This window comes from Kitasatospora sp. NPDC048407 (assembly GCF_043200475.1).
Classification (GTDB): Bacteria; Actinomycetota; Actinomycetes; order Streptomycetales; family Streptomycetaceae; genus Kitasatospora.
The window spans coordinates 334,386-359,398 of the sequence record NZ_JBICXW010000004.1 but is presented as its reverse complement, the minus strand read 5'-3'; the positions used below and the strand labels follow the sequence as shown (position 1 = coordinate 359,398).

The following is a 25,013-nucleotide window of genomic DNA, read 5'->3' as shown; positions in this document are numbered from 1 at the left end:
GTGAGGGGGTCTGCTGCGGCACCTCTGAGGCTCGCGATGTGAAATGAGTGTGAAATGAGCACGAGTAGATCAAACTCGCGATGATCCTCTCTTGCCCTTGCCAGCACTGGGCAGTACGCCGTCCCGCCACTCTCAGTAATCGCCGTTCGTGGCTGTCGGCTCGCAGGTTCGATCTCTTGCTGGCACTGCTGCTGCTGGATCAGCGGGGTCCGTCGTCCGGGCGGGACTCCGGGGCGTGCGGCAGGAGCAGGCGGAAGGTGGAGCCCTCTCCGGGGCGGGTGTCGAGTTCGAGGCGGCCGCCGTGGGCGGTGACGACGGCGGCGGCGATGGCGAGTCCGAGGCCGGTGCCGGGTTCCGAGGTCGGGTCGGCGCGGTAGAAGCGGTCGAAGACCCGGGGGGCGTCGTCGGGGTCGATGCCGGGGCCGTCGTCGGCGACCTCCACCACGCAGACCGGCGTGCCGGGCGGTGGCAGCGGTCCGCGGCCGGGGTGCGGGCCCGCGGTGGCCCGGGTGGCGCCTACCCTGACCCGGACGCGGCCGGTGGCGGGTGTGTGGGTGACCGCGTTGGAGAGCAGGTTGCCCAGGACCTGGGCGAGTTGGTGGGAGTCGCCGGGGGTCTCGACGATGTCGAGGTCGCCGTCCGCCCCCGTCGAAGGGGTCGGCAGCGGCTCCAGGGTGATGACCCGGCGGGGGTGGCGGATCGCGGTGGTGGCGATGGCGTCGGCCGCCAGCGAGAGCAGGTCGACGGGTTCGCGGTGGACGACGGGGGCCGCGCCGAGTTTGGCGAGCAGGAACAGGTCGTCGACCAGGCGGCTCATCCGGTCGGCGTTGTGGGCGATCAGCGCGTGTGCCTCGTGCCGTCGGTCGGCGGACAACTCGGGCGCTTCGAGGAGGAGTTCGGCGAAGCCCTGGATCGCGGTCAGGGGGGTGCGCAGTTCGTGTCCGGCGTCGGCCATGAAGTGGCGCAGTCGGGCCTCGGACGCCTCGGTCCGGTGCAGGGCGGTGCGCAGCCGGTCGAGCATGGTGTTGAGGGCCAGGCCGAGTCGGCCGACCTCGGTGTCCGGGTCCGCCACCGGGACGTTCAGTTCCAGCGCGCCGGCGGTGATCCGCTGGGCGGTGTGCTCGACCCGGGTGAGCGGGCGCAGCCCGAGCCGGACGGCGCCGTTGCCGAGGAGCACGACCCCGGCCGCGACGACGCCGCCCAGGCCGAGGGAGAACCAGAGCAGTTTGGTGGTCACGCCATCCACGGCGTCCAGCGGCAGGGCGACCACGGCGCGCATCCGGTCCGGTCCCTGGTAGGAGACCGCCCGCCAGCCGGAGGCCCGGCCGCCACCCTCGGACGGGAGGGTGCCAGGCTTCCCGTCGGCCAGCGTCAGGTCCGCCGCTCGCTGTGGGAGGCGGGGGCCGGGGCGGCCGCCGTCGGCGCTGCTCAGCGAGGAGGCCAGCAGGTTCCCGTCCCGGTCGTAGAAGAACACCCGGTAGTCCGAGGGCAGCGCGCCGTCCGGCCCCGGCGGGGGCGGGCCGTCGGTCCCGGTGGCGCCGGGGTAGACCTGCGCCGGGGGCCGGAAGTGCGCGAGCCGGGCGTCGACCTGGTCGGTGAGCCAGTCGCGCACCACGGCCAGGCCCGCCGACTGGCACAGCAGGACGACTCCGGTGGCCAGCACTCCCGCGATCAGCACCAGTCGGCCGCGCAGGGAGCGCGGGCGCGGCCCCCTCACCGGTCGGCCTCCGGGGGCGTGCCGGGACGCGGCAGGCGCAGGCAGTAACCGACGCCGCGCACGGTGTGGATCAGTGGGGGCTCGTCCCGGTCGATCTTGCGGCGCAGGTTCTTGATGTAGGTGTCGACGATCCGGGTGTCGCCGACGAAGTCGTAGTTCCAGACCTTCTGGAGGATCTCGGCCTTCGTCAGCACGCGTTCGGGCTGGGCCAGCAGGCACGCCAGCAGCCGGAACTCGGTGGGTGACAGCCGCACCGGCAGGTCCGCCCGGTGCACGTCGCGGGTGGCCTCGTCCAGGGTGAGGTCCGCGTAGCGCAGCGGCGGGTCGGGAGCGGTGGCCGGCCCGGGGGCGGTGCCGCGGCGCAGGATGGCCCGGACCCGCAGCAGCACTTCCTGGACGTGGAACGGCTTGGTGACGTAGTCGTCCCCGCCGGAGCTCAGACCGGCGATCCGGTCCTCGACGTCCGCTCTGGCGGTCAGGAACAGCACCGGTGTGTGGACGCCCCGGGCCCGCAGCGCGCGGGTGAGCCGGAAGCCGTCGGTGTCCGGGAGCATCACGTCCAGCACGATCAGGTGGGGCCGACGGCGCCCGACCTCGAACATCGCCTCCCGCCCTGCGGACGCGCACACCACCGTGTAGCCGGCCACCCCGAGCGCGGAGGCAAGCAGGGTGCGGATGCTGGCGTCGTCCTCCACCACCAGGACGGTGTGGCCCGCGGTCGTGCGGGCAGGGCTGTAGGGGTCGGTCACGTTCTGGCACCTCGGGGTCCGGACGGGCGGGAGCCGCACGGCCCCGGGACGGTCGTGCGGCGCGGTCACGGCCGGGTGCCCCGGGCGGCTCCTCTGCCGGAGGGCCGCCCGGGGCACCCGGCCCTCAGCCGGTCACCTCCGGGTCCTTCGCCAGGGCCGCGGTGCGGTCGGTGACCGTCCCCGCGAGCTTGGCCACCGCGGCGTCCAGTTCCGTGGAACCGGCGCCCGCGGCGCGGGCCTGCTGCGCGACCGCGTCCAGTTGCCGCGACGCCGCGCCCGAGCCGTAGAACTTCTCGTACAGCTCCCGGTACGCCTTCTTGTAGACGCCGTCGAAGGCGTCGGAGGCGAGGAACTTGGTCTTCAGGGCGTGCTGGGCGAACCCGCCCATGCCGCCCGGGCCGCCCTTCCCGTCGGGCACACCCTGGGGCACGCCCTGGCCTTGGCCCTGGCCCTGGGGTCGGCCTTGGCCCTGGGGCACGCCCTGGCCCTGACCACCCGGCATCATGCCACCGCCCATGCTGATCGAGTCGTCCGGCCCGGCGGTGGCGTCGCCGCTGAAGGTCAGGTTGTAGTCCCAGCCCAGGACGGAGAACTTCTTGGTGTCCAGGTCGTACCGGAGCAGGTAGTTCTTGCCCGGTCCGGCCATGTCGTCGAAGTTCAGCAGCAGGTTCTGCGCGGCGACGTAGGAGGCGAGGGACTCGACGTCGACGTACTTGTCGAGGTTCCGGGCGAACTCCTCGTCCGAGGCGCTGTCGACCCACTTGATGAGCTTCATCACCGGTTCGAGGTCCTGGCTGCCCTTCTTGTTGAGCTGCTTGAAGGAGTCCTCGTACTCGCTGGGGTCGTCGCCGCGGTACGCGAAGCTGCCGCCCGCCCTGGCCTTGTACAGCACGCCGTTGCCGTCGCCGGTCTGCTCCGCGTAGTCGGTGTCGGGTGCCTCGACCATGAGGCGGGCGGCGGCGGGCCGGTCGTTCACCTTCAGCTGGGTGAAGCCGTAGCGCTCGGCCCGCTGCCCGCTGCGCTCGGTCAGGGACAGCGACAGGGCCTCGTTGAGGGGCAGTTGGCTGTTGCTGCCGGGGCGCAGGGAGATCTCCCGTTCGCCCTGGTAGGCGCGGCCCTTGACGTACTCGTCGATCTTGACGAGCCAGGGCAGTTCCTCGGGCTTGTCCGCCGAGAGGTTGTACTGCACCATCCCGCCCGGAGCGCCGCCCGCGCCGGCCGGGCCTCCGGCCCCTCCGGCCTGGGCGCCCTCGGGGAGTTGCATCCCGTCCGGGAGCTGGGGCATCCCGCCCCCGCCGGGGAACTGCGCCCCGTCGGGCGGTTGACCTCCGCCCGGGAACTTCCCGCCCCCGGGGAACTGGCCGCCGCCCGGCATGCCCTTGTTGCCGCGCAGCGAGGACAGGGTGGAGTTGCCCTTCAGTCGGATGCCGACGTTGTCGAGGCGGACGCCGTCGATGACCAGGTCGGCCTCGATGTACTCCTTGGTGCCGTCGTCCTTGAACTCCTTCATCATCTTGTCGAAGTCGGTCTGGTGGTAGGTGAGTTGGATCGAGTGCGACACCGAGGTGTCGTACAGCCCGACCGTGCCGGGAACGTCCTCAGTGATCGCGTCCGCCTCGACCCGGGAGGACGAGGTCACGTACGGGGAGATCCGCGCGTCACCGAGGAACCAGACCATCGCGGCGAGCCCGACGCCCAGGGTCGCGGCCGGCTTCCAGTGGTGGCGCAGCCGGACGGGCACCCGGTCCTTCAACCGCCTCCGGCGCTGCGCGGGGATCTCGCCGTCCATCACAGGTCCGTGGTGTCGTAGCCGGTGAGGACGGTGACCCGCTGACCGGAGGTGCGCTCCTGGAGCGCGCTGACCAGGTCGCCGGGTTCGGCGCCCTTCTTCAGGCGCACCGTGTAGAAGACCTCGCAGAGCGCGCCGCCGCGGATGGTCTCGGTGCTGACCAGTTCGAACTCGCTGGTGTACTTGATCAGCACGTCGCGGATCTGCGGGGTGTGGTCCTCGCCCGCCGGGACATGGACCTTGACGACCTGGCGCTGCACGTTCAGCGCGAACCAGTTGAACTTGGACATCAGCAGGACGACGGCGCAGATCACCACGGCGCCGACCGCGGCGAGGGTGTAGAACCGGGCGCCGCAGGCCATGCCGATGGCCATCGCCAGGAAGATGAAGCCGACGTCCCTGGTCTCCTTGACGGCGTTCCGGAACCGGACCACGGACAGGGCGCCGACCAGGGAGAACGCGCGGGCCAGGTTCGAGCCGACGACCAGCATGATCAGGGCCACGACCATGCCGACGATGACCAGCGTCTGCACGTAGGACTGGCTGTAGGAGACGTTCCGGTGGGTGTACCGGTACACGTAGCCGACGAGGACGGACAGGAGGAACGAGAGCGCCATGGCCGCTACCACGTCGGCGACGCTGAACGTCCCGCTCAGTTCCTGCAGGTCGAAGTTCACTGTGCTCCTGCCTTCAGCGGCGCGTCGTCGCGCGCCGACCGCTCGGGGGTGGGGGTGGGGAGGGGGACGGGGGGCGGGCAGTCCTCCTCGCGGACGTGGAAGACCGAGCGCGGGGCCAGGCCGAACGCCTCGACGGACTGCACGTACTTGGAGACCCGGATCAGGCTGAGGTTGCGCCGCGCGGCCAGGTCGGTGATCCAGTGCGGGGTGCGCTCGTTGACCTTGATCTCCATCACCGACATGTGCGGCGGGAGGGTGAACCGGTTCTCCGCCCCGGGGGTGCCGAAGTGGAAGTCCCGGTCCCGGCCGCGGATGCGGCGGTCGAAGGTGACCCGCAGCCCGGTGTCGGCGTCCCGGCCGACCAGGGCCTCGCGCTGGTACCCGGTGATCGCGGTGGGCCGCAGGTCCAGCCGCACGACCAGGTCGAGGACCTCCTGGACGAAAGGGCTCTCCTTCGGCGTGTGCTCCACCATCTGCCGGGCGTCGCACAACTGCCGTGCCACGGCGTACGGGAGGGTGATGCGGCGCTTCTGGGTGACCCGGTTGACACGCTGTTTGATCTCCACGCAGACCGGCGACTCGTCGCTGACCAGGTCGAGGTCGCCGTAGTGCCGCACGCGCAGCTTGCGGCGGAACTTGAGGCCCTCGATCTTCTCCCAGTAGAAGCGGAGCTGCGGACTGTCGTAGTACAGGCTCCACACGCCGTAGCCGCCGACCGGGCTGTGCAGGTCCCGGTCCATCCGCTCAGCCAGCTCGTCCCGGATCTCGGCCGCCTGCTCCACCGGGACCAGGTACTTCAGCTCGAACCGGTTGAACGCGTGCAGCCGACTGGCCACGTGCAGCGGCTCCTCCTCCGCACTGCTCCCGCGCGCCCCGGTCGCCTCCGACAGCGACATCGCGCACCTCCTGACTCGTTCGTTGCGTACCGACCGACAGCGGTCACACAACCAACGGCGCATGAAGGGTGAATGAAAATCCCGGGTTGATTTAAGGAGTATTCGAAGTGGCAAAAAAATGCACACAGGGTGTCCGATCGGTGAACGGCACGGGTCGCAGCAGCAGCAGCGCCTTCCTCGACCACGCAGCGGGCCGGGCGCCGGCAAACTTCCGGCCCCGGTCAGCGGTGCGTGTGCCACGAGGGACAGTAGGAGTCCGCCGTGTCCTCCGACGCTCCCTCACTCCGACCGAAGCGGCATCGCGGGCATGCCTCTCGGCAACGACCGGTCTCCCGCAGTACGTACTCCCAAGGTTCGACCCGGGCCGCCGCCGAGCACCGCCTTGCCGCCTTCCCGAGCGGGACTTGAGGAGATTTTGTTCCACCTGTCGTTCCAATGCCGGTTGATCCGGCCGTTGTTGGCGGAGACATCCGATATTCTGATCGGCTGTCCACTCGGGTGGCATCCCCATCGGACGGAGGCACGCTCACTGATGAACCCCGACAAGCAGTTCACCTCCCACACTCCCCTCACCCCGCCCCACGGATGGAACGCTCCCGGGGAAACGGTGGTCCTGTACGACGGTGAACTCGCCGGGTTCAAGCGGGGGCCGCGGCAAGGCCGGGTCGAGCTCACCTTCGGATCCAGGCCCAGCCTGGAGTGGACGGTCGAACTCCGCGAGGAGGACTACTGGGGACTGGACAACAACGGCTCCGAAATCACGACGGTGGACCGCACGCCGGCCATCACGTTCACCGCCAACACCCGCCGCAACAACGCCGGATGGATCAACTCCACCCACCTGGGAGACCAACAGGTCCGCCTGGGACGGATGGTGGCGCAGTGGGTGAACCTGCCGCTGTCCGTCGGAAACGCCACCCTGGAGGAGAGAAAGGGTGAGCGCACCCGCTACTGGAGGGGACGGTGGTCCTTCGACGTCGACGGATGGACGGTGACCACCGACGAACGCCCCGACCTCTCGGACGCCTTGCGGACCGCCAGCGATCAGCTCAAGACCGTCCTGACGCACGTCATGGAACTCAAGCGCACGAACGGTGAGGAGTTCTCACTCGCCAAGGGCCGGGAAGTCCTGGAATGCCTCCGCGTCAGCCTGTCGTTCGGGTTCGGCCGCAAGGTCGTCCCCGCACTCCCCATCGGCTACGACACGAACGGGGAGATCGTCTGGGAACAGTGGTTCTCCCCCCTCCTTGACCGGGCCCAGACCATCGGCTCGGAATGGCTCCACCACGGCAGTCCCGACGACTGCACCGAACTCGTCACGCGCGCCCTACGGGCATTCACCGACCCCTCCCTCAAAGGCACCACACGCTTGCAGATGCAGATGGCCACCGAAGCAGTGGCCACGGGCTTCGTCGAACAGCGGATCCTCTCCGCCGCACCCGTGCTGGAGAACCTGGCCTGGACGAAACTGGTCCTGGGGAATCTGATGACGCGGGAGGATTTCAAGAGCTGCCACGCCGAAGACAAGCTGCGCTATCTACTGGCCTCCGCCGGCGAGCCGACCTCGATCGACCCGGCCGCCCTCCCCGCCCTGGCCAAGTACGCAGCAACCCACCGAATCGACGGCCCCACAGCCGTCACCCGCATCCGCAACCGGCTGGTCCACCCCGAGATCCTCGCCGACGACCTCTACGCACACGAAGGACTGGCAGCCGAAGTCTGGCGGCTCTCCCTGCACTACGCGACCCTGATGATCCTCCACCAAATCGGCTACCGCGGCTCCTACCAGAGACAGGTACAGCTCGACAGGTGGGCCGGGGACACCCAGCCAATGCCGTGGGTGGATCCGGCAACAGCGCCCACGGCGCCGGCCCCTCTCCCGCCCATACGGCGCCAGCGCCCTCCTCGCCGTAGGCGCTGAGTCCTCCCGACAACCCTGGGTAGCAGTTGGTCCGGGCAGCCGCCACGGTGCGCTCATCACCGCTCGACACTTCTCACCGCAGCCCATCGCCATCAGCACCGCGTGTGCACTGGTTGTGAAATGATCTTCCTGGAGGGCCGTATTTCCGCAGTTCAGGGGCATGTTCGATCAGAACTACGACCTGTAGGAGCGCCGGACCATCGGCAGCCTCCTCGCGGGCAACGGTGGGGCCAGCCTGCCTCCCAACGCCGACCACATGCCTGACCTGCAAAGGGAATCGCTTCTTACCCCACCCTCACCCCGTCCACATGGGTCCGTGCGGGGTCCAGGCATCTGGCGGCCTGGGTCACCACCTGCTGGAGAGTGGGGATGAGCTCCTCGCCCAGGGCGTAGACCAGGGTCTGCGCCGCGTGTTCGAGTGCCGCCATGATCACGTGCCAGCCGCATTCGGCGGCGCGGCGCACGAGCGCGGGCAGGCGCTCCGGGGCGACGAATGGGGCCATCCGCAGCATCGACGAGAAGCACTCCACATTGAAGACGGTCTCGTCGAAGTCCAGGCCGGGGAGCCCGTGGCCGGGCGCGGCCGCCTCCAGTTCGTCCAACAGGTCCCGGCTGGCGAAGTTCTCGGCAAGGACGAGCATGGCGCGACGACGCTGATCGCCTTCGGCTTCGGAGGCGATCCGCCAGGCGTCCTCGAACAACTGCTCCGACATGGCGTCGGAGGTGAGGAACGCCAGATTGGTCGCCACCTTGACGAGGTGCCAGGGCTCGGGCTCGGGGCCGAGGGTCTCGAAAGCGCCGGTTATGGCAGCGTCCGGGTCGGGCTGAAAGGGCGCCAGCCTGACGCGCGCGACGGCCCGGTAGACCGGTACGTCGATCAGCTCAGTGAGCCTCCACGCTTCCTCGGCATCGATCTCGGCCATCACCGGAAGGATCTGGCACAGCGCGACGGCAGTGTAGTGACTGTTTCCACTCCCCACCGCCCGTTCCACCTGCCGCAACACCCCCGGGCGGAACTCCTGCGCGTCGTGCTTGGTGCTCCGGTTTCTGATGGAGAGGGCGACAGTCTGCGGCAGGGCATCCGCGAAGAGCCCGGGAAAGAGTGCTGCCGCATCCTCTTCCGCCAATAGCCGCCGGGCCAGTTCCGGATCCTCGGGGCAGACGACTGCCGCAAACTCCGCGGTGGTCCGGCAGCGGGGGTCCCACAGCGCGCTCAACTGAGAGGTCCTCAACGGATCGTCGTGCCCCAGCACCCACTCGTGTACGGGGACCTCGGCAAGGGCAACCCCAGCCGCTGCCCGCAGGGAGCCCGCCGCCGGATGTCCGGCGCGCGCTGCAAGCACGGAGATCTGGGCAAGGCCCACGGCCCGCTCGGCGGGGTCCAGGAGGCGCTCCAGGTGGGCTGCCGCCGCTACCGGGTCGGTGGGTGTGCAGCCGGCGAGGAAGCGCAACGCGCGCCCCCAGCCGGCGGTGGTGAGGCGCGGCCCCGGCGGGGGCTGAACACCGGAATAGAAGTCGTTGACCGTCGAATACCACCTCTTGTCGGCGTTTTCGACGAAGCTGTTCCACACAACATGCACGTAGGCGACCTGATCAAGAAGCCAGTTGTGAAAAGCACGTTCACCGCTGGGGGGCTGCCAGCCACTGAGCTCGTAGCCCGGGCCGGTGGCGGTGACGGCTTCGCGGCCGAGACGTTTGTCAACCGGATGGCCGACGATCTCGCCCAGAATCGCCTCGGCCCGCGTCGGCTCGGTGTCAAGGACAGCGAGGCCGACACGGGCCATCAACGAGGCCCGGTCGACGTCCCGTTCAGGCCACCTGATACCGAGCGGCGTCCAGGAAGGTGCTTCTCGGGCGATACGCAGGGCCCGCTCCGGCTGCCAGTCGGCCAGCGCCCGCACGATGTCGAGCGAACCATCTGCCGCGTGACCAAACATGTCCGGAGTCTCACGCACCGCTACCAGCGCCTCTTCCGCCAAGGCGAGAGCGCGGTCCATCAGAGCCTCGGCCTCTTCATGACGGCCCGCCCCGCGATGCAGCAGCGCCAGTCGGCAGAGCCCCTCGATGACAGCCGGCCGCTTCAGCCCCTCAAGGGCCGCCTCTCCTCGCCGCAGCGCCGCCTGCGCCAGTTGAGGGTGGCCGAGCTCCTGCCAGCAGCGGGAGACCGGTTCCCACAGCGAGGAGTCGCTCTCCTCCAATGCCTCCAGCACCTGGACGGAGAAATCCGCTGCTACCCCATGGAGCACCTCGACCACCGCGCACCACTGGTTCTCCAACGGTTCCGACAGCCCCGTCTCGGCCTGCGACTCATGACGGCTGCTTCGGGCCTTCCATGCCTCGAACCGGAGCTCCAAGAGCCGCAACCAGTACGCGAATTCCTGGCGGTCGCGCGGAAACCACGCCGCCGCCAGGCGCGCCATGGCTTCCGAGGTCCGCCGCACGCCGTGGCTGTCCCAGGCATGATCCTGCGGCCGCGACGGCACGGGCTCCGCCGCGGTCAGCAGTGCGGCGGCTTGGCGCAGCAGGCCAACAGCGAAGACCTCGTCCCGCTGCGCCAGTTCCAGAAGAACCAGCGGGGCATGTGAACCGCACTCCATGGCCAGACGGCATGCGTCGGGGAGCGGCGCGCGCCGCGCGACAGCCGCCAGTGCCCTCTCCCGCGTCCCCGGGTCGCTGTTGGGCGGGAAGGGGATCTCCTCGAACAACCGCAGCAGCTCGGCCATGTCCTCAGTGGGCAGAACAGCGGCCAGTTCGACCACAAGCTGCGCAGCCGGAGTGGTCACGGCTTCGGGTTGTGACATCAACTCCCGGGCCAACGCCAGCAGCCGTGGCGTGCCTAGGCGACTACGATGCGCTTCCCGCTCCTGCTCACTCGCCCGAGCGTAGATGCGGAGCAGGCCGTGCCACTGGTCCTGCACCGGGACGATCGTCTCAAGTTGGTCCAGCGCCTGGTCGACCTGGCCGAGAGCCGCCATCAGCTCCAGGGCGTGGGGAGCCAGCGCGCCATCCCTCCGCTGCAGGTGGGCGCGGAGTGTACCGGTGAGGAGGGCGGTCCCCACGGCCCCGAGCAGGTCCCCGGGTTGGGCCGGGAACTCGTCGGCAAGGTTCAGCAGGTCATGGAAGGCTCGGTCACCGCCGGTAGCGCGGCGAAGGGCTCGGCGGTACCCCTCGCAGGCCAGCTCACGCACCTGATGGGCTGCGCTCGCGTCCCGCAGCACCAGATGCGAGGGCAGGTGCGCGAGGCCGTACTCGTCCATCACCGCCCAGTCAGCCTCCGCCCAGGAGTGCGCTTGGGCGCGGTAGTGCCGCACGATCCGGCCGTGCCAGTGCGGGCAGTCGACGGCATCCTCGGCCAGCGGCTCGGCGGCCTGCTCCGAGCCGAGGTACTCGGAGAACGAGGAATGGAACCACTGGACACCCGCAGGCCCGTTGTCCAGCAGGGAGGCAAACCGGTTGAGGACGTTCAGTGCGTCGCTGCGGGAGACCTGCAGACCCGCCAGGCGGAACAGCGCCATCGACGGCAGTGGAGCACGCGCCACGGTCAGGAGGGCGAGGATCGGTTGGCCGACGCCCTCCCACGCGGGCACCCGGCCCACTCCATCCGCGTTCGCCGCCGGCAGGAAGGTACCCAGGCGCTCAACCCGGCTGCGCACCACGCCCACCAGGAACCGGTACAGGCTCTGCAAACTGTCCGGGACCTCGCTCAGCGTCAGCAACCGCACCAGAGCATCGTCGTCGGGAGCGGCAGCCTGGTCCATCACCGCTCGGGCGTAGGCGACGAGGTAGGCGAAGTTGCCGCGTGACCGGTCTGCCAGTTCGAGAGCGAATCCCTCCACGTCGAGTCCATGACGGGCCAATGCCCCGGCCGTCTGCGGTTCCGCGAACGTCGCCGCGAGATAGGCCCGCGCGTCCGCGTGCACCCGTGGGTCAAGGGGGTCGATCCGGACTTCACGCACGCCGTCGGACCGACTGTGGCGAAGGCGGTCCAGGGTGCGGTGGGGGCGGGAGGCGACCACGAACCGAACATTGGCCGGCAACTGCGGGCCATGCACCAACCAGTCGAGCAGCCCGCCGTGGTGGTTGTCGGCGACCTCGTCCACCGCGTCGAGGACTACCACGATGCGGTCTTCGGGGGCGGTTGCCGCGAGGACCGTCGCCGGGCCGAACAACGCGAGCCAGGCGAGGTTGTCCGGGTGCAGGAGTCTGGGTTCCACCGTGATCCGGCCTGCTCGGACGGCGGTCATCTCGCCGTCCAACCGGTCGGCTCGCTGCCGTACCGAGACCGCTGTCCGCAGGAACGGAGAGGCGACAAAGTCGTCGACGGAAAGACCGACCATGCGCCCGCCGGGGCCGACCTCCCCGCTGACCTGCTCGATCTCGATGGCCAGCCGCTGCGGGTCAAACAACTCAGGGCGCTGGAAAGCCAGTTGATGCCCAACGGCCAACAGGAAGCCTTCCAGGTCGCCACCATGAAGAGCCGACCGGCTCCCGGCGCGAAGGAAGTGGCACACCCACCCGGGGTGCGCCTGGGCCAGCTGCGCCACAAGTCCGCTCTTTCCGGCCCCGGTTGCCGCCTCCACCACGATCCATTGCTCGTCGCCGGAGACCGCTTGCTCCACCAGGTCGGCCAGCCAGGCACGGTGAACGAAGTACGGGTCGTCCACGTACTGGGAGATCACCGCCGACGTGGCCGGCTCCCCTGGAATCGCTGTTCGGTTCCGGCCATCGTCCGCTGCGGCGGCCATGTTTCGGCTCAGCCCTGGATATCGTCGAGGTCCACGCCGATCACTTCGGCTCCCGAGCCGACGTGATCGGTGTCGGTTCTGACCCGCAACTTTGCGCCACCGGACAGCTTCTTGGCTCGGACTGCCGTCAATCTCCCTTCGACCTCCCGGGCCACCGCCTCAACATCGATGGTGGAGCCGGTCTTGCCGCGCGACTCGCCACGAAACGCGATCCGCTGCCCATAGAGAAGCTCCAGCAGGCCCCGCAGTGCTTCTACTTGGTCCCGCAGCGCGGCATCCCGAGGGTCGGCTGCCAACTCGCCGTGGACGTAGGGCGTCAGGACAGTGCGCAGTCCCTCCAGCGCCGCCGCGTTCCGTTCGACCACCGCCGATTCCACCGACGCTGCAGCCAACTGGCTCCCCAGCACCGGGTCCTGAGCGGCCTCCAGCTCCAGTGCCTCCGACCGGCGGGCCGCCCGGCGCTCCCGGGCACGGTCAAGGATCCCACCGGCCCTGTCATAGAGGAATTTGATGCCCTCGGTGAGCGTCACGCTGCTCAGCAAAGCAAGGCTCAACGGATCCGCCATCCCCACCCCTTGGGTCCCTGCACGGCCACAGCCGCGCACACCTTGTCCACAGGATGCCCAAACTGCCGCCACTATGCTTACCACATCGGATCCCGGTGGCGGATCCACCAGGCATCAACTCAACCCCGTCGTGATCCTGGCCGCCCCGGCGAGGCAGCCGTTGACGAGGCACGGGCGGTACTGGATCTACTCGAGCTTGCGTTTGACGGCTCGGGTGAACCGGTCGAGGTTCACAGCTGCCAGGTTGCCGATGTCGCACTTGGCCGGCGACCAGATGCCTTCCTGCGAGTTGAGGTCCAGCGCGCAGGTGGGCAGTTGGAGGATCCCGGAACTCGCGACAGGCGAAGCCCTTCGGCTCGCCCTTGCGGCCCGCTACTCGCAGATCGCGTAGATCAGACGGGAGCGTTCGCAACGGGCCAAGTCGGAATTCGTGCTCGGCGACGCCATCAACAACGACATCCTGGTCATGAAGACGAGCGAATCGTCCTGGAGGTCGACGGCAAGCATCACTACGCCGAAGGCAACACCCGCTCCACACCTGTACTCCCCTGGTCGCCGGGCTGATCGGAGTCCCGGTCGGGATGGCGGTGGAGAACGTGACGCTGAGCCGGATGGGCAGCGCGATCGGCAGGAACCTGCCGGCGAGCCTGAGCCACGTCTACACCGCCGGGATGCTGCTCCCGCTGCTGGTCGGCGGGATCGCGATCGCCCTGCTGCCGGCCGGCTGGGCGGCCCGCTCCCGGACCGCCACCGCGCTGCGGACCGAGTAGCACCTTCCGTGCGGCCCCCGTTTCGCTGGGAGGGGTGCGGTGCCCGGACCCGGGCGGATCCGGGCACCGTACCCGTGAGGGCGATCGGTCAGCAGGTAAGGACCGGGCCCGCCCAGTCGGCGTGGTCGCTGTTGTTGCCGTCGCCGCCGTCGGTGACGACGAGGTGGAGTTCGTTGGCGCCGGTGAGGTCGGCGGTGAGGTGCTTGGCGCCGGCGGTGGCGTTCAGCACGCCGCTGTCGGCGACCTTGGTGCCGTCCTTCCAGATCTGGAAGGCGACGGTGCCGCGGCCCATGGCCTCGGCGTCGACGCCGACGTCGGTGGTCAGGGAGGTGCAGGTACCGCCGAGGTAGTAGACGATCTCGCTGAACGCGTTGGTGCCGAGGCCCTTGGCGTAGGTGGTGCCGTTGATGGTGATGGTGTGTCCGTCGCCGGACTGGTTGTCGCCGTTGCTCATGTCCTTCTCGACCTGGCCCCAGCCGTTGCTCGCGGAGGTCCAGGTGAGGTCGGAGAGCTGGTGGGCGCCGGCGGTGGGGCCGTTGCCGCAGGCGATCTTGGCGTCGGCCCAGTCGGCGTGGTCCCAGCTGGTGCCGTCGCCGCCGTCGGTGACCGCCAGGCGCAGGGTGGTGGCGCCGGTGAGGTCGACGGTGAGCTTCTTGGCCGGGTCCTTGCCGGTGAGCTTTCCGCTGTCGGCGGCGAGGGTTCCGTCCTTGAATATCCGGAAGACGGCGGAGCCGTTGCCGGACGTCTCGTCGTCGATGCCGACACTGGTCACCAGGTTCTTGCAGGTACCGCCGAGGTTGAAGCTGATGTCGCTGGCGGCGTTCGTACCGATGCCCTTGGCGTACGTGGTGCCGCGGATGGCCAGGGTGCGGCCGTCACCGGCGGCCCAGTCGCCGTTGCTGTGGTCGCGCTCGGCCGGGCCCCAGCCGTTGGCCTGGGCGAGGAACGGCAGGTCGCTCAGGTAGCTCATGCCGGTGGGCGGCGGGACGGGCACGCTGGGGGTGACCCGGAACATCGCGGTGCCGTGGCCGGGGACCGTGGCGCTGATCGTCCCGGTGCTGATGGTGGTCTTCTTCGCCCACAGGTCCTTGACCGTGTACGAGGGCGCGCCGGCGATGCCGACGGCCTGCACGGTGGTGGTGATGGTGGCGTCGTAGGAGCCCTCGTTGGTGAGGGTGACCGCGCGGCTGCCGTCGGCCAGCGGCTTCGACATGACGACCAGGCCGTGGTCGCTGGAGACCACCGAGCCCTGCTTGCCCAGCGGATCCTGGTCGATCGCGATGACGTCGGCGTTGGTGAGGATGTCGAACGTCTCCTGCTTGGCGGTGCGCAGGTCGGCGCCGATCAGCAGTGGTGCGGCCATCTCGGCCCAGAGGCTGAAGTGGGTCCGGTACTCGGTGCCGGTCATGCCGCCGTTGCCGACCTCCAGCATGTCCGGGTCGTTGAAGGCGCCGGGCTTGGCGTAGGCGGACAGTCCCTGGTTGGCGTGCGCGATGGAAATCATGCTCTGCCAGGTGTCGCTGATGTCGCCGGTGGTGCGCCAGGAGTTGCCGACCGGCTGAGCCCAGTTCCACGGGCCGCTGGAGCCCCAGTCGCAGATGCTGTAGAGGATCGGCCGGCCGGTCTTCTTCAGCGCGTCGCCCATGGCCTTGTAGCGGGTCTGTGCGTCGACGCCCATGTTGTTGCAGTTGTCGTACTTGAGGTAGTCGACGCCCCAGGAGGCCCACAGGTCGGCGTCCTGCTGCTCGTGGCCGAGGCCGCCCGGGAAGCCCTGGACGTCGCAGGTGTGGATGCCGGCGCTCGAGTAGAGGCCGAACTTCAGGCCCTTGCCATGGACGTAGTCCGCGAGCGCCTTGATGCCGTGCGGGAACCGGACCGGGTCGGGCACCAGGTTGCCGGACAGGTCCCGGGAGGGCATCGCCCAGCAGTCGTCGAGGTTGATGTACTGGTAGCCGGCCGCCTTGAGGCCCTTGCTGACGAACAGGTCGGCCATGCCCTTGACCAGGTCCTCGTTGAACTGGGACCCGCACCAAGTGGTGTTCCAGTTGTTGAAGCCCATCTGGGGGGTCAGGTTGATGCCGTTGTCGAGCGCCATCGCCGGTGGGGCGGTGGCGAGTTGGGCGCCGGCGACGAGCGCGCCGCCACCGGCCAGCAGGGTGAGGGACGTTAACGCCGCGCTGATGCGGCGGGACAGTTTTGCGCGTACGGATTGCAAGGTTCCTCCCCGGGAACGGACATGCGGGACTCGACCACACGGAAAGTGGATCGCTGTGGGGCCGCCGCGTCAGGACATCAGGCTCCAGGACTGGCCTGCGGCCGATCCGTCGGGCTGGTCGAGGACGACGGCGGACGTGGGTGTGGACTGCGGGGCGTCCAGTGCGAGGCCGGTGGCCACGTTGGTGATGGTCAGCGCACCGGTGGCGGTGTTCTGGACGACGCGCCACTTCTGGTGCGGGCTGTTGGGGTCGTAGCTGTTGAGGACCCACGCCGGATTGCCGGGCGTGGCCGGCCCGGTCAGGGTGCCGTGGACCTGGGTGCCGGTGTAGCAGTCGTCGGTGATGTGCACCGTGCCGTCACCGTTGGCGTCGAAGCGCCACCGCTCCGAGGTGTGCCAGTCCCACCAGGTGTTGATGTCGGTGGTCGAGCCGTCGGGGGCGCTGCACGTGCCCCGGACTTCCAGGACCTGGCCGCCGGTGCCGCCGGCGCTGATGCCGTGGTAGCGGCCGTCGCCGATCACCGTCGCGGGGACGGTGACGGGCAGGGCCTTGAGCCGGTACATGGCCACGCCGTGCGGGGCGACCGAGGCGCCGAGCGTGTCGGTGACGTTGCCGGTGGCGCCGGTCCACAGCTCCTTGGAGGAGTAGCCGGGACCCGTCAGTCCGAGTGCGCTCAGGGTGGTGGAGACGGTCCGGGCGGAGTTCGGGTCCTGGTTGACCAGCAGGACGGCGGTGTCGCCGTTCGCCAGCTGCCGCTTGAGGACCAGCGGGGCGGTGGGGCTGTTCGGCGGGTTGCCGACCAGGGTGGCGGGCTTGGCGAGGCTGTCCTGGTCGACGGCGATGACGTCGGCGTTCTTGTAGATGGCGAGCGCGGAGTCGCTGATGCCCGTGGACCAGGTGTAGCCGCGGTCGCTGTGCTGGGAGTCGGCGGCGGTGCGCAGGTCGGCGCCGGAGATCAGCGGGGCGGCCGCCATGGCGAGGATCGACATCTCGCTACGCGATTCGGTGTCGTTCATCGGCTTGTGGCAGGTGCAGGTGTCGGTGGTGCCGTAGAGGCCGTACGGGTCGAGCCAGCCGGCGAACATCATGTCCATGTCGTTCCAGCTGCCCGGCCGGACGTTGCCCGGATACTGCAGCGCGGTCTGCAACTGGCCGTTGTAGAGCACGCCTTCCAGGTCCGGACCGCGGTCGCCGCCGATCCGGCAGAGGTTCGCGACCTGACCGCACCAGATGCCGGTCGGCGCGTAGCCGGGGGCCTGCCGGGCGGGGGTGCCGACCGCCCGGATCACCGGGTCGGTGCGGGCGGGGTCGTCACCGGCCAGCAGGTACGGGAGGCCGGTGTGCACGGGCTGCGCGGACACGCTCAGCGTGACGCGCGGTCGGCCCCGGGCGGCGGAGGCCGCGTCCAGGGCGCGCTGGAAGTCCTGGGTGCGGGCGTAGAGGGAGCGGGTCAACTCCCGGCCCTCGCCCTGGGTTCCGTAGTTGTACCCGTCCGGACCGGTGATCGGCGGGCCGTAGGGGCAGTCGTCGTACTTGACGAAGTCGACACCCCAGGCGACGAAGTCGGCGGCGTCGGTCGACTCGTGCCCGAGACTGCCCGGGTGCCCCTGGCAGGTGGTATAGGTGCCGGTGGCGTAGAGGCCGAACTTCATGCCCTTGCTGTGGGCGTACCACGACAGGTACTGGATGCCGTTCAGGGTCTGCCCGTTGACGGTGTGCGCCGGGAAGTGGTTCGGGTCCGGTATCAGGTGTCCCGTCGTCAGGTCGAAGCCGTTGCCGTCGGTACCGCTGACGGGGTTGCGGTTGGCGTCGTACAGCTGCATCGCGCCGTAGGAGTTCTTGACGAGGTCGGTGGTCTGGCCGTCGCGGTGGGACAGCGACCAGCCGTCGTCGATGGTGACGGTGTCGTAGCCGGCCGCCACCAGGCCCTTGGACGACATGAAGTCGATGGTCTGGACGACCTGCTGCTGGGTCACCGCGGTGCCCAGGATGTTCCAGGAGTTCCACCCCATCGGCGGAGTGAGGGCGTTGCCGTTGTCGAGGGCCGCGGCGGGGGCGGAGCCGGCGACGACGGCCGTGAGGCCGGATGCCGCGAGGGACAACGCCGCGAGGGCGTGCAGCAGGGTGCGGGGCATGGATGGACGCATGGGGGCGCTCCAGGTGAGCCTGCGGGGGATGTGACATGCCGGTGGGTTCTGTTGAATCCATCTCCAGAGATCGACGGCTGGAGGAATTTTCGAACAGAAAGCAACGCATGGTAGCCAGATCGGAAACAAGCACTCAAGACCTCGAACACGCCGTCTTCAGGAAGCTTCAGGCCGAACTGCCGTTGAATGCAACGGATAACTTCACGGGCGGATGTCCATGCCCCCGCCCTCTTGACATGCCCGTGCAATGGCACTGTGATATGTCGGGTCGCGTTTGAGCATGTTGGTTTCTGGTGGTTTGACGGGCCGCCGGAGCCTGTGCGCGACGGAGTCAGGAGCCCTCTCCCCCTCTCGCGTTCGACGAAAAGGAGCCTCCCCTCATGTCCCGTGCCATCAACTGCCGTGCCGCCGCAGGACTCCTGCTCGCCCTGGGCCTGACCACCACCGCCTGCTCCACCGGCCAGGAGTCCACCTCCGGCGCCCCCGCGGTCGCCCCGGTCGGCGGAAAGATCTCGATCACCTACCTGCAGAAGCAGGGCGACCAGGAGTACTTCGTCGGCGAGGCGGCCGGCGCGAGAGCGAAGGCCGCCGAACTGGGCATCGACATCAAGGTGGTGAACCTCGGCAACGACGCCAACAAGACCATCAGCGAGGTGCAGTCCGCGATCGCGCAGAAGACCAACGGCGTCATCGTGGTCGTGCCCGACCCGGCCGTCGGCCCGCAGGTCGTGCAGACCGCGCGGGACGCGAAGATCGCCCTGCTCACCTCGGACGACCAGGTATGCGCCACCGGACCCGACCCGGCGAAGTGCGCCAAGTCCGACCTGGTGCCGCGGATCGGCTTCTCCGGCGCGCAGATGGGCGGCGAGGTCGGCAAACGCGCCGCCGAGGAGTTCAAGAAGGCCGGCTGGAACGCCGCCGACACCCGGATCATCTCCGCCTGGAAGCAGGACGTCACCGTCTGCGGCGACCGGGTCAAGGCCGCCAAGGAAGCCTTCGACTCCGCCGTCCCCGGGGTCCGGAACATCGACGTCGCCACCGACAACACCCCGACCGGCGCACAGGACAAGGTCGCTGCGACGGTCACCGCCAACGCCGGGGTCAAGCACTGGGTGGTCTGGGGCTGCAACGACGAGAACGTCCAGGGCGGCGTCACCGCCCTGCAGAACGCCGGCGTCAGCCCCGGCGACATCGACGGCGTGGGCCTCGGCGCCTATCTCGCCTGCAAGAGCTGGACCGGCGGCAAGCCCTCCGGGATGAAGGCCGCGCTGTTCATCAACGGCAAGGACGTCGGCGCACTCGCCGTCCAGACCATGTACGACCGGCTGAAGAACAACAAGGAGATGCCCGCCGAGGCGTTCGCCCGCACCACCATGGTCGACGCCGCCACCTGGAAGGGCGCCGGCGTCACCTGCAACTGACCGTCGTTCCCCGCGGTCGCCGGTGGGGCCGGCGGCCGCCTCCACTCCTTCGCTCCACTCCTCCGCTCCACTCCTTCGCTCCATTCCTGAGGTGACCCAGTGAACAGAGCACGCCCCTCGACCCCGATCTCCCGACCGCCCTCCACCGCCGGGGCGCGGGTCGAGGGGATCACCAAGCGATTCGGCGCGGTGCAGGCCCTGAGCGACGTGACCCTCGACCTCCCCAGCGGCAGAGTCACCGCCCTCATGGGTGAGAACGGGGCCGGCAAGTCCACTCTTCTGAAGATCCTCGCCGGCGACCACCGGCCGACCGAGGGACGCGTCCTCCTGGACGGGCGACCGGTCGACCTGCGCTCCCCGGCCGACGCACGGGCCGCCGGCATCCGGATCATCCCGCAGGAACCCGAGATCATCCCGCACGTCCCGGTCGCCGAGAACGTCTACGCCGGATCCCTGCCCCGCCGGGCCGGCCGCCGCCTCGACCGGGCCGAGCTGCGCCGCCGGATCACCGCGGACCTCACCCGGTTCGGTTTCGCCGACGTCCTGGAACCCGATCTGCTCGGATCACAACTGACGGCTGCCCAGCGCCAGTTGGTCGAGATCATGCGAGCGCTGACCGGCGGAACCGCCGCCCGGGTCATCGCGTTCGACGAGCCGACCTCCTCGCTGTCCGAGCACGAGGTCGACGCGCTGTTCGCACTGATCAACCGCTTGCGCGACCAGGGCGTCGCCGTCGTCTACGTATCGCACCGGATGCAGGAGATCTTCCAACTCGCCGACCGCATCGCCGTCCTGCGCGACGGAGCCCTGGTCGGCGTCCAGGACGCCGGGACCACCACCGAAGGCGACCTGGTACGCCTGATGGTCGGCCGCGACCTGTCGGCGATGTCCGTCCGCCGCCCCGTCGTCACCGACCGGGTCGTCCTGGACGTCCGTGACCTGACGACGGACCGGGTCCACGGCATCGACCTGCGGATCCACGCCGGCGAAGTGGTCGGCCTCGCCGGACTGATCGGCGCCGGACGCTCCGAACTCGCCCTCGCGCTCGCCGGGGACCTGCCCGTCCGCTCCGGCAGCGTCACCCTGGACGGGCAGCCGCTGCCGTCCGGCAACCCCGGAGCGGTGATCCGCGCCGGCCTCGGCCTGGCCCCGGAGGAACGGAAGGCGCAGGCGCTGTTCCTGCACCGCACGATCCGGGACAACACCTCCATCGCGGTGCTGGAGCGACTGCGCCGCTTCCGCTTCGTCAGGCGAGGAGCGGAACGCGAGCTCGCCCAGGAGTACACCGACCGCCTGCGGGTCCGCGCACCGTCCGTCGAGCACGAGGTCCGCAAGCTCTCCGGAGGCAACCAGCAGAAGGTCGTCCTCGCCCGCTGGCTCGCCCGCAAACCCAAGCTGCTGATCCTCGACGAGCCCACCCGCGGCATCGACGTCGGCGCCAAGGCCGAGATCTACCGGATCATCGCCGACCTCGCCGAACAGGGCATCGCCCTGCTGGTGATCTCCTCCGAACTGCCCGAACTGCTCGGCCTCGCCGACCGGATCGTCGTCATGCAGAACGGCCGCACCACCGGCGAGCTGAACCGTGCGGAAGCCACCGAGGAGGCCGTCCTCGCCCTCGCGATGGCCGATGACATCAGCACGAGCGCCCCAGGAGCAACCTCATGACAACCGCCACCACACCGCCTGCCCTCTCGGACGACGGAGGCCGGCGCCGGCCCTCCGCGAGGATTCCCGTCCTGGGCGCCGTCGGCGGGCAGAACCTCAGCCTCATCGGCGCCCTGGCCGCGGTCCTCACCGTCTTCGGCCTCCTCAACGACAACTACCTCAGCCTCACCAACATGCAGGTGATCGCCGAGGCCGCCACCATCACCGGCCTGCTCGCCGTCGTCCAGACCGTCGTCATCATCTGCGGCGGACTCGACATCTCGGTCGGCTCCCAGGCGGGCGTCGCCTCCGTCGTCAGCGCCATGGCCTTCACCTCCGCCGGCTCCAACGCCTTCGCGGGCATGGCCGCCGCCGTCGCCGTCGGCCTGCTGATCGGCATCCTCAACGGCGCGGTCATCGTGTACGGCCGGGTCAACCCCACCATCGCCACCCTCGCCGGCCTCGCCGCCTACAAGGGCCTCGCCCAACTCCTCTCCGACGGCCGGGCCCAGGGCTACGTCCTCAACAACGCCTTCTTCGTCTTCCTCGGCCGGGGCAGGATCGCCGGACTCCCCGTCATGGTCTGGATCCTCATCGCCGTCGCCCTCGCCGTCCACGTCCTGCTCACCTACACCGACATCGGCCGCAACGTCTACGCCATCGGCGGCAACGACACCGCCGCCCGCCTCGCCGGCATCAACATCAACAAGTACCTGGTCGCCGTCTACGCCCTCATCGGCACCGTCGCCGCCATCGCCGGCATCCTGCTCACCGCCCGCACCGGCAGCGGACAGCCCACCTCCGGCAGTGAAGGCCTCGAACTCAAGGCCATCACCGCCGCCGCCCTCGGCGGCTGCGCCCTCAAAGGCGGCAAGGGCACCATCGGCGGCACCCTCCTCGCCGTCGCCCTCCTCGGCGCCCTCGAGAACGGACTCACCGTCCAGGGCATCAACTCCTTCTGGCAGAACGTCGCCCAGGGCGCGCTGCTCGTGGTCGCGGTCGTCATCCAGCAACGCCGCACCAGGGAACGCGCCGTCGGCCTCCCCGCCTGACGCGGAGGGCCGTCAGAGGCCGAGGATGCGGACGAGGCGGGCGGGAAGGTCGGGGTCGATGGGGAGGCCGGTGACGAGCTGGCGGTAGAAGACCGCGCCGGCCAGGGCGTCCATGAAGAGCTCGACGTCGGTGTCCGGGGGCAGGTCGCCTCGGGTGATGCCGCGGTGGATGACGGTAGCGCAGTTGGCGCGGCGTTCGGTGAGGAAGGCCGAGCGAAAGGCGTCCAGGGCGCCGGGGCGGCCGGCCAGGTCGGCGATCAGGGCGGGCATGGTCGCACCGGCGGGGGTGGCCGTGTAGTTGGCGATGGTGCCGCGCAGCCAGGTGGTCAGGTCGTCGCGGGTGTTGCCGGTGTCCGGGAGCGGGCCGGTGTCCATCCGGGAGGCGAGGGCGTCCGCCACCAGGGCCGCCTTGTCGGGCCACCAGCGGTAGAGGGTGCTCTTGTGGACGCCGGAGGTGGTGGCCACGCCTTCGACGGTGAGTCGCGCGTAGCCGGTCTCGCTGAGCAGGGCGAGCGTGGCGTCGAGGACCTGGTCGCGGCTCCGGGGGCCTCTGGGCTGCGAGGGGGTGGGCGGTGGGGTCATGTGGTCCACCCTGCCATAATGCGACGCGACGTCGCGTCGCATTTGGAGGATTGATGCGCTTCGCAGTGTTCGCCGGATCCGCCACCGGCACCCGCGCCGAGTACGCCGCCCTGGCGGCCGCCCTGGGCACCACGCTGGCCCGCCGGGGCGTCGGCATCGTCTACGGGGGTGGAAAGGTCGGGCTGATGGGCGCGCTGGCCGACGCCGCGCTCGCCGCCGGCGGCGAGATCGTCGGGATCATGCCGAAGGCCCTGGTGGACAAGGAGATCGCCCACCGCGGCCTGACCCGCCTGCGGGTGGTTGAGGACATGCACCGGCGCAAGGCCGCGATGGCCGAGGCGGCGGACGGGTTCATCGCACTGCCCGGTGGCGCCGGCACCCTGGAGGAGCTGTTCGAGGCGTGGACCTGGCAGCAGCTCGGGCTCCACACCAAGCCCGTCGCACTGCTCGGCCCGCCCGGTTTCTGGCAGCCGCTGACCGCGCTCGCCGACCACCTGGTCGACACCGGCTTCGTCCGCCCCGCGTACCGGAACCTGATCACCGGGACGGACCCCGGGGCCCTGCTCGACGCCATGGCCCGGTGGCAGCCGCCCACGCCCAAGTGGGAGACCCCGTCGGCGGACGATGCGCTGCTGGACTCCGTGGGCTGGATCTGCGTCCGCGACCGGCGGCTGCTGGCCGTCCGGACACACGGCAAGGACGCCTTCTACCTCCCCGGCGGCAAGTTGGAGCCCGGAGAGACCCCGGCCGGGGCGCTGGCCCGGGAGCTGCGCGAGGAACTCGGCCTGACCTGCGCACCCGAGCGACTCGCCCACGCCCACACGGTCGAGGCCCCCGCCCACGGCCGCCCCGGCGTCCGACTGCGCATGCACTGCTACACCGGCCCGGCCGACGGCATGCCCACCCCCGGCGCGGAGATCGCGGAACTGGCTTGGCTCACCGCCGCCGACACCGACCGCTGCGCGCCTGCGCTGCGGGAGGTGATGGCCCGACTCGATCTGGCCTCGTAGCGCGGGTCCGGGCCGAGGTGTCAGCGGCGGTGACGGGAGTGGCGGCTCGGGGTCAGTGGGAGAGGCGGGCGACGAGTTCCAGTTCGTCCGCCAGGAGGGCCGGGTCGCGGGGGCCGAGGTGGGGGGCGCTCAGGGAGCGGACGCGGAAGCGGTTGTGGGGGGTGACCTCGTCGGCCTCGCGGATCATGAGGTCCTGGAGGGAGAGCGGGATGGTGTGGTCCTGGGTGTAGCGGACGAAGGTGCGGGGGACGCGGCCCCAGGTCGCCGGGAGGCCGCGGGCGTCCTCGGTCAGGCCGATGGACGCGGACTCGTCCGGCTCCAGGATGTTCATCAGGGTCCGGACTTCGGCGTCCGTGCGGTCGGCGGCGAGGGAGTCCTTGACGATCGCGAAGAAGGCGGGGTCGGCGGAGCGCCAGTTGACCCGGTTGACGCCCAGCTCCGGCGGTGTCTGGACCGGGGGAATCCGGAACATGGAGCTGCCGGCCCCCTCGGGGGTCAGGACCAGTTGCAGCACCGAGGGGTGCTTGGTCGGGCAGAACGCGGAGGTGTACACCAGGTGCGCGATCAGCTCGGGCACCTGGTTGGCGACCGCGTTGAGAGTGGCGCCGCCAAGGCTTGCGCCGACCAGCACGACGGGGCCGTTGCGGCGCGCCTGCCGGACCGTGGCGATGACGTGGGCGGCGAAGTCGGCCAGCGTCACCTTGGACAGCGGGGACGGCTCGGTGCGCAGCCGGTCGAGGTCCTGCGGGGACTGGTAGGACTCGGGGAGGTACGCGCCGAGGCCGTGTCCGGGCAGGTCGACCGCGATCGCGCGGTGTCCGCGCAGTCCCAGTTCGCGCAGCAGGGGCTGCCAGGCGAAGGAGTTGCTGCCCGAGCCGTGGACGAGGACGAAGGTCGGGGCGCCCCGCCCGGGCCCGTCCGCGTGCGCGGCGGGGGTGGCTGCGCCGAGGGCGGCGATCGTCCCCGCGCCGGCCACGGCCGCCTTCAGCGCGCTGCGCCGCGACGTCCCACCGGCCTGCGCGTCGCTGTGCTGTTCCTTGGTCATTTACGGCCTCCCCCTTGAGAGTTGAAGGTTCTCGACGGATTCTTTCAGCCCTGACAGCAGAGA

Annotated in this window: 17 protein-coding genes; 6 read left to right on the top strand and 11 right to left on the bottom strand. The window is 70.0% G+C overall.

The window, feature by feature from the left end; genetic code table 11:
* Positions 1-199 precede the first annotated feature (199 nt).
* The 5 genes from ACGFWJ_RS11705 to ACGFWJ_RS11685 form a co-directional block, all read right to left on the bottom strand.
* Positions 200-1,717, bottom strand: coding sequence for a sensor histidine kinase (locus ACGFWJ_RS11705; RefSeq protein WP_392947924.1), 1,518 nt, complete (start codon positions 1,715-1,717; stop codon positions 200-202).
* Entirely contained in the window at positions 1,714-2,466 is a 753-nt protein-coding gene (locus ACGFWJ_RS11700) for a response regulator transcription factor (protein WP_392947922.1), read from the bottom strand. Before ACGFWJ_RS11700 ends, ACGFWJ_RS11705 begins: the two co-directional genes overlap by 4 nt.
* Before the next feature lie 124 nt (positions 2,467-2,590).
* Complete coding sequence (locus tag ACGFWJ_RS11695; RefSeq protein ID WP_392947920.1) at positions 2,591-4,255, bottom strand: CotH kinase family protein; 1,665 nt, start codon at positions 4,253-4,255, stop codon at positions 2,591-2,593.
* Positions 4,255-4,932, bottom strand: coding sequence for a DUF4956 domain-containing protein (locus ACGFWJ_RS11690; RefSeq protein ID WP_392947918.1), 678 nt, complete (start codon positions 4,930-4,932; stop codon positions 4,255-4,257). The genes ACGFWJ_RS11695 and ACGFWJ_RS11690 overlap by 1 nt, the downstream gene beginning before the upstream one ends.
* Positions 4,929-5,828, bottom strand: a complete 900-nt coding sequence (locus ACGFWJ_RS11685; protein WP_392947916.1) for a polyphosphate polymerase domain-containing protein — start codon at positions 5,826-5,828, stop codon at positions 4,929-4,931. Before ACGFWJ_RS11685 ends, ACGFWJ_RS11690 begins: the two co-directional genes overlap by 4 nt.
* 532 nt (positions 5,829-6,360) lie before the next feature.
* Between ACGFWJ_RS11685 and ACGFWJ_RS11680 the strand changes: the two genes are divergently transcribed.
* Positions 6,361-7,749, top strand: coding sequence for a hypothetical protein (locus ACGFWJ_RS11680; RefSeq protein ID WP_392947914.1), 1,389 nt, complete (start codon positions 6,361-6,363; stop codon positions 7,747-7,749).
* 284 nt (positions 7,750-8,033) lie between these two features.
* Here the strand turns inward: ACGFWJ_RS11680 and ACGFWJ_RS11675 are convergent, their stop codons facing one another.
* A complete protein-coding gene (locus ACGFWJ_RS11675) occupies positions 8,034-12,494 on the bottom strand; it encodes a hypothetical protein (protein WP_392947912.1) in 4,461 nt (1,486 codons plus the stop codon).
* Between the two features lie 8 nt (positions 12,495-12,502).
* Complete coding sequence (locus ACGFWJ_RS11670) at positions 12,503-13,060, bottom strand: hypothetical protein (RefSeq protein ID WP_392947910.1); 558 nt, start codon at positions 13,058-13,060, stop codon at positions 12,503-12,505.
* A 581-nt stretch (positions 13,061-13,641) separates the two neighbouring features.
* On the opposite strand from ACGFWJ_RS11670, the gene ACGFWJ_RS11665 reads away from it, so the two are divergent.
* A complete protein-coding gene (locus ACGFWJ_RS11665) occupies positions 13,642-13,830 on the top strand; it encodes a hypothetical protein (protein ID WP_392947908.1) in 189 nt (62 codons plus the stop codon).
* Between the two features lie 88 nt (positions 13,831-13,918).
* Here ACGFWJ_RS11665 and ACGFWJ_RS11660 read toward each other — a convergent pair whose 3' ends face one another.
* The gene (locus tag ACGFWJ_RS11660) at positions 13,919-16,045 is read right to left on the bottom strand and encodes an NPCBM/NEW2 domain-containing protein (protein WP_392947906.1); all 2,127 of its coding nucleotides are present in this window, start codon (positions 16,043-16,045) and stop codon (positions 13,919-13,921) included.
* 69 nt (positions 16,046-16,114) lie between these two features.
* On the bottom strand, positions 16,115-18,193 hold the full coding sequence (locus ACGFWJ_RS11655; RefSeq protein ID WP_392947904.1) for an alpha-galactosidase: 2,079 nt from the start codon (positions 18,191-18,193) through the stop codon (positions 16,115-16,117).
* A gap of 380 nt (positions 18,194-18,573) precedes the next feature.
* On the opposite strand from ACGFWJ_RS11655, the gene ACGFWJ_RS11650 reads away from it, so the two are divergent.
* The 3 genes from ACGFWJ_RS11650 (at position 18,574) to ACGFWJ_RS11640 (ending at position 22,313) form a co-directional block, all read left to right on the top strand.
* The gene (locus ACGFWJ_RS11650) at positions 18,574-19,614 is read left to right on the top strand and encodes a substrate-binding domain-containing protein (protein ID WP_392947902.1); all 1,041 of its coding nucleotides are present in this window, start codon (positions 18,574-18,576) and stop codon (positions 19,612-19,614) included.
* A gap of 99 nt (positions 19,615-19,713) precedes the next feature.
* Positions 19,714-21,282, top strand: coding sequence for a sugar ABC transporter ATP-binding protein (locus tag ACGFWJ_RS11645; RefSeq protein ID WP_392947899.1), 1,569 nt, complete (start codon positions 19,714-19,716; stop codon positions 21,280-21,282).
* Positions 21,279-22,313 (top strand): ABC transporter permease, encoded by a 1,035-nt coding sequence (locus tag ACGFWJ_RS11640; RefSeq protein ID WP_392947896.1) that lies wholly within the window; start codon positions 21,279-21,281, stop codon positions 22,311-22,313. Before ACGFWJ_RS11645 ends, ACGFWJ_RS11640 begins: the two co-directional genes overlap by 4 nt.
* A 12-nt stretch (positions 22,314-22,325) precedes the next feature.
* Here ACGFWJ_RS11640 and ACGFWJ_RS11635 read toward each other — a convergent pair whose 3' ends face one another.
* Positions 22,326-22,895 carry a TetR/AcrR family transcriptional regulator gene (locus ACGFWJ_RS11635; RefSeq protein WP_392947894.1) on the bottom strand — a complete coding sequence of 190 codons (570 nt, stop codon included), beginning with the start codon at positions 22,893-22,895 and terminating at the stop codon, positions 22,326-22,328.
* Positions 22,896-22,948: 53 nt separating this feature from the next.
* Between ACGFWJ_RS11635 and ACGFWJ_RS11630 the strand changes: the two genes are divergently transcribed.
* The gene (locus tag ACGFWJ_RS11630; protein WP_392947891.1) at positions 22,949-23,905 is read left to right on the top strand and encodes a TIGR00730 family Rossman fold protein; all 957 of its coding nucleotides are present in this window, start codon (positions 22,949-22,951) and stop codon (positions 23,903-23,905) included.
* A 52-nt stretch (positions 23,906-23,957) separates the two neighbouring features.
* Here ACGFWJ_RS11630 and ACGFWJ_RS11625 read toward each other — a convergent pair whose 3' ends face one another.
* Positions 23,958-24,950 (bottom strand): alpha/beta fold hydrolase, encoded by a 993-nt coding sequence (locus ACGFWJ_RS11625; protein ID WP_392947888.1) that lies wholly within the window; start codon positions 24,948-24,950, stop codon positions 23,958-23,960.
* Positions 24,951-25,013: the final 63 nt, after the last annotated feature.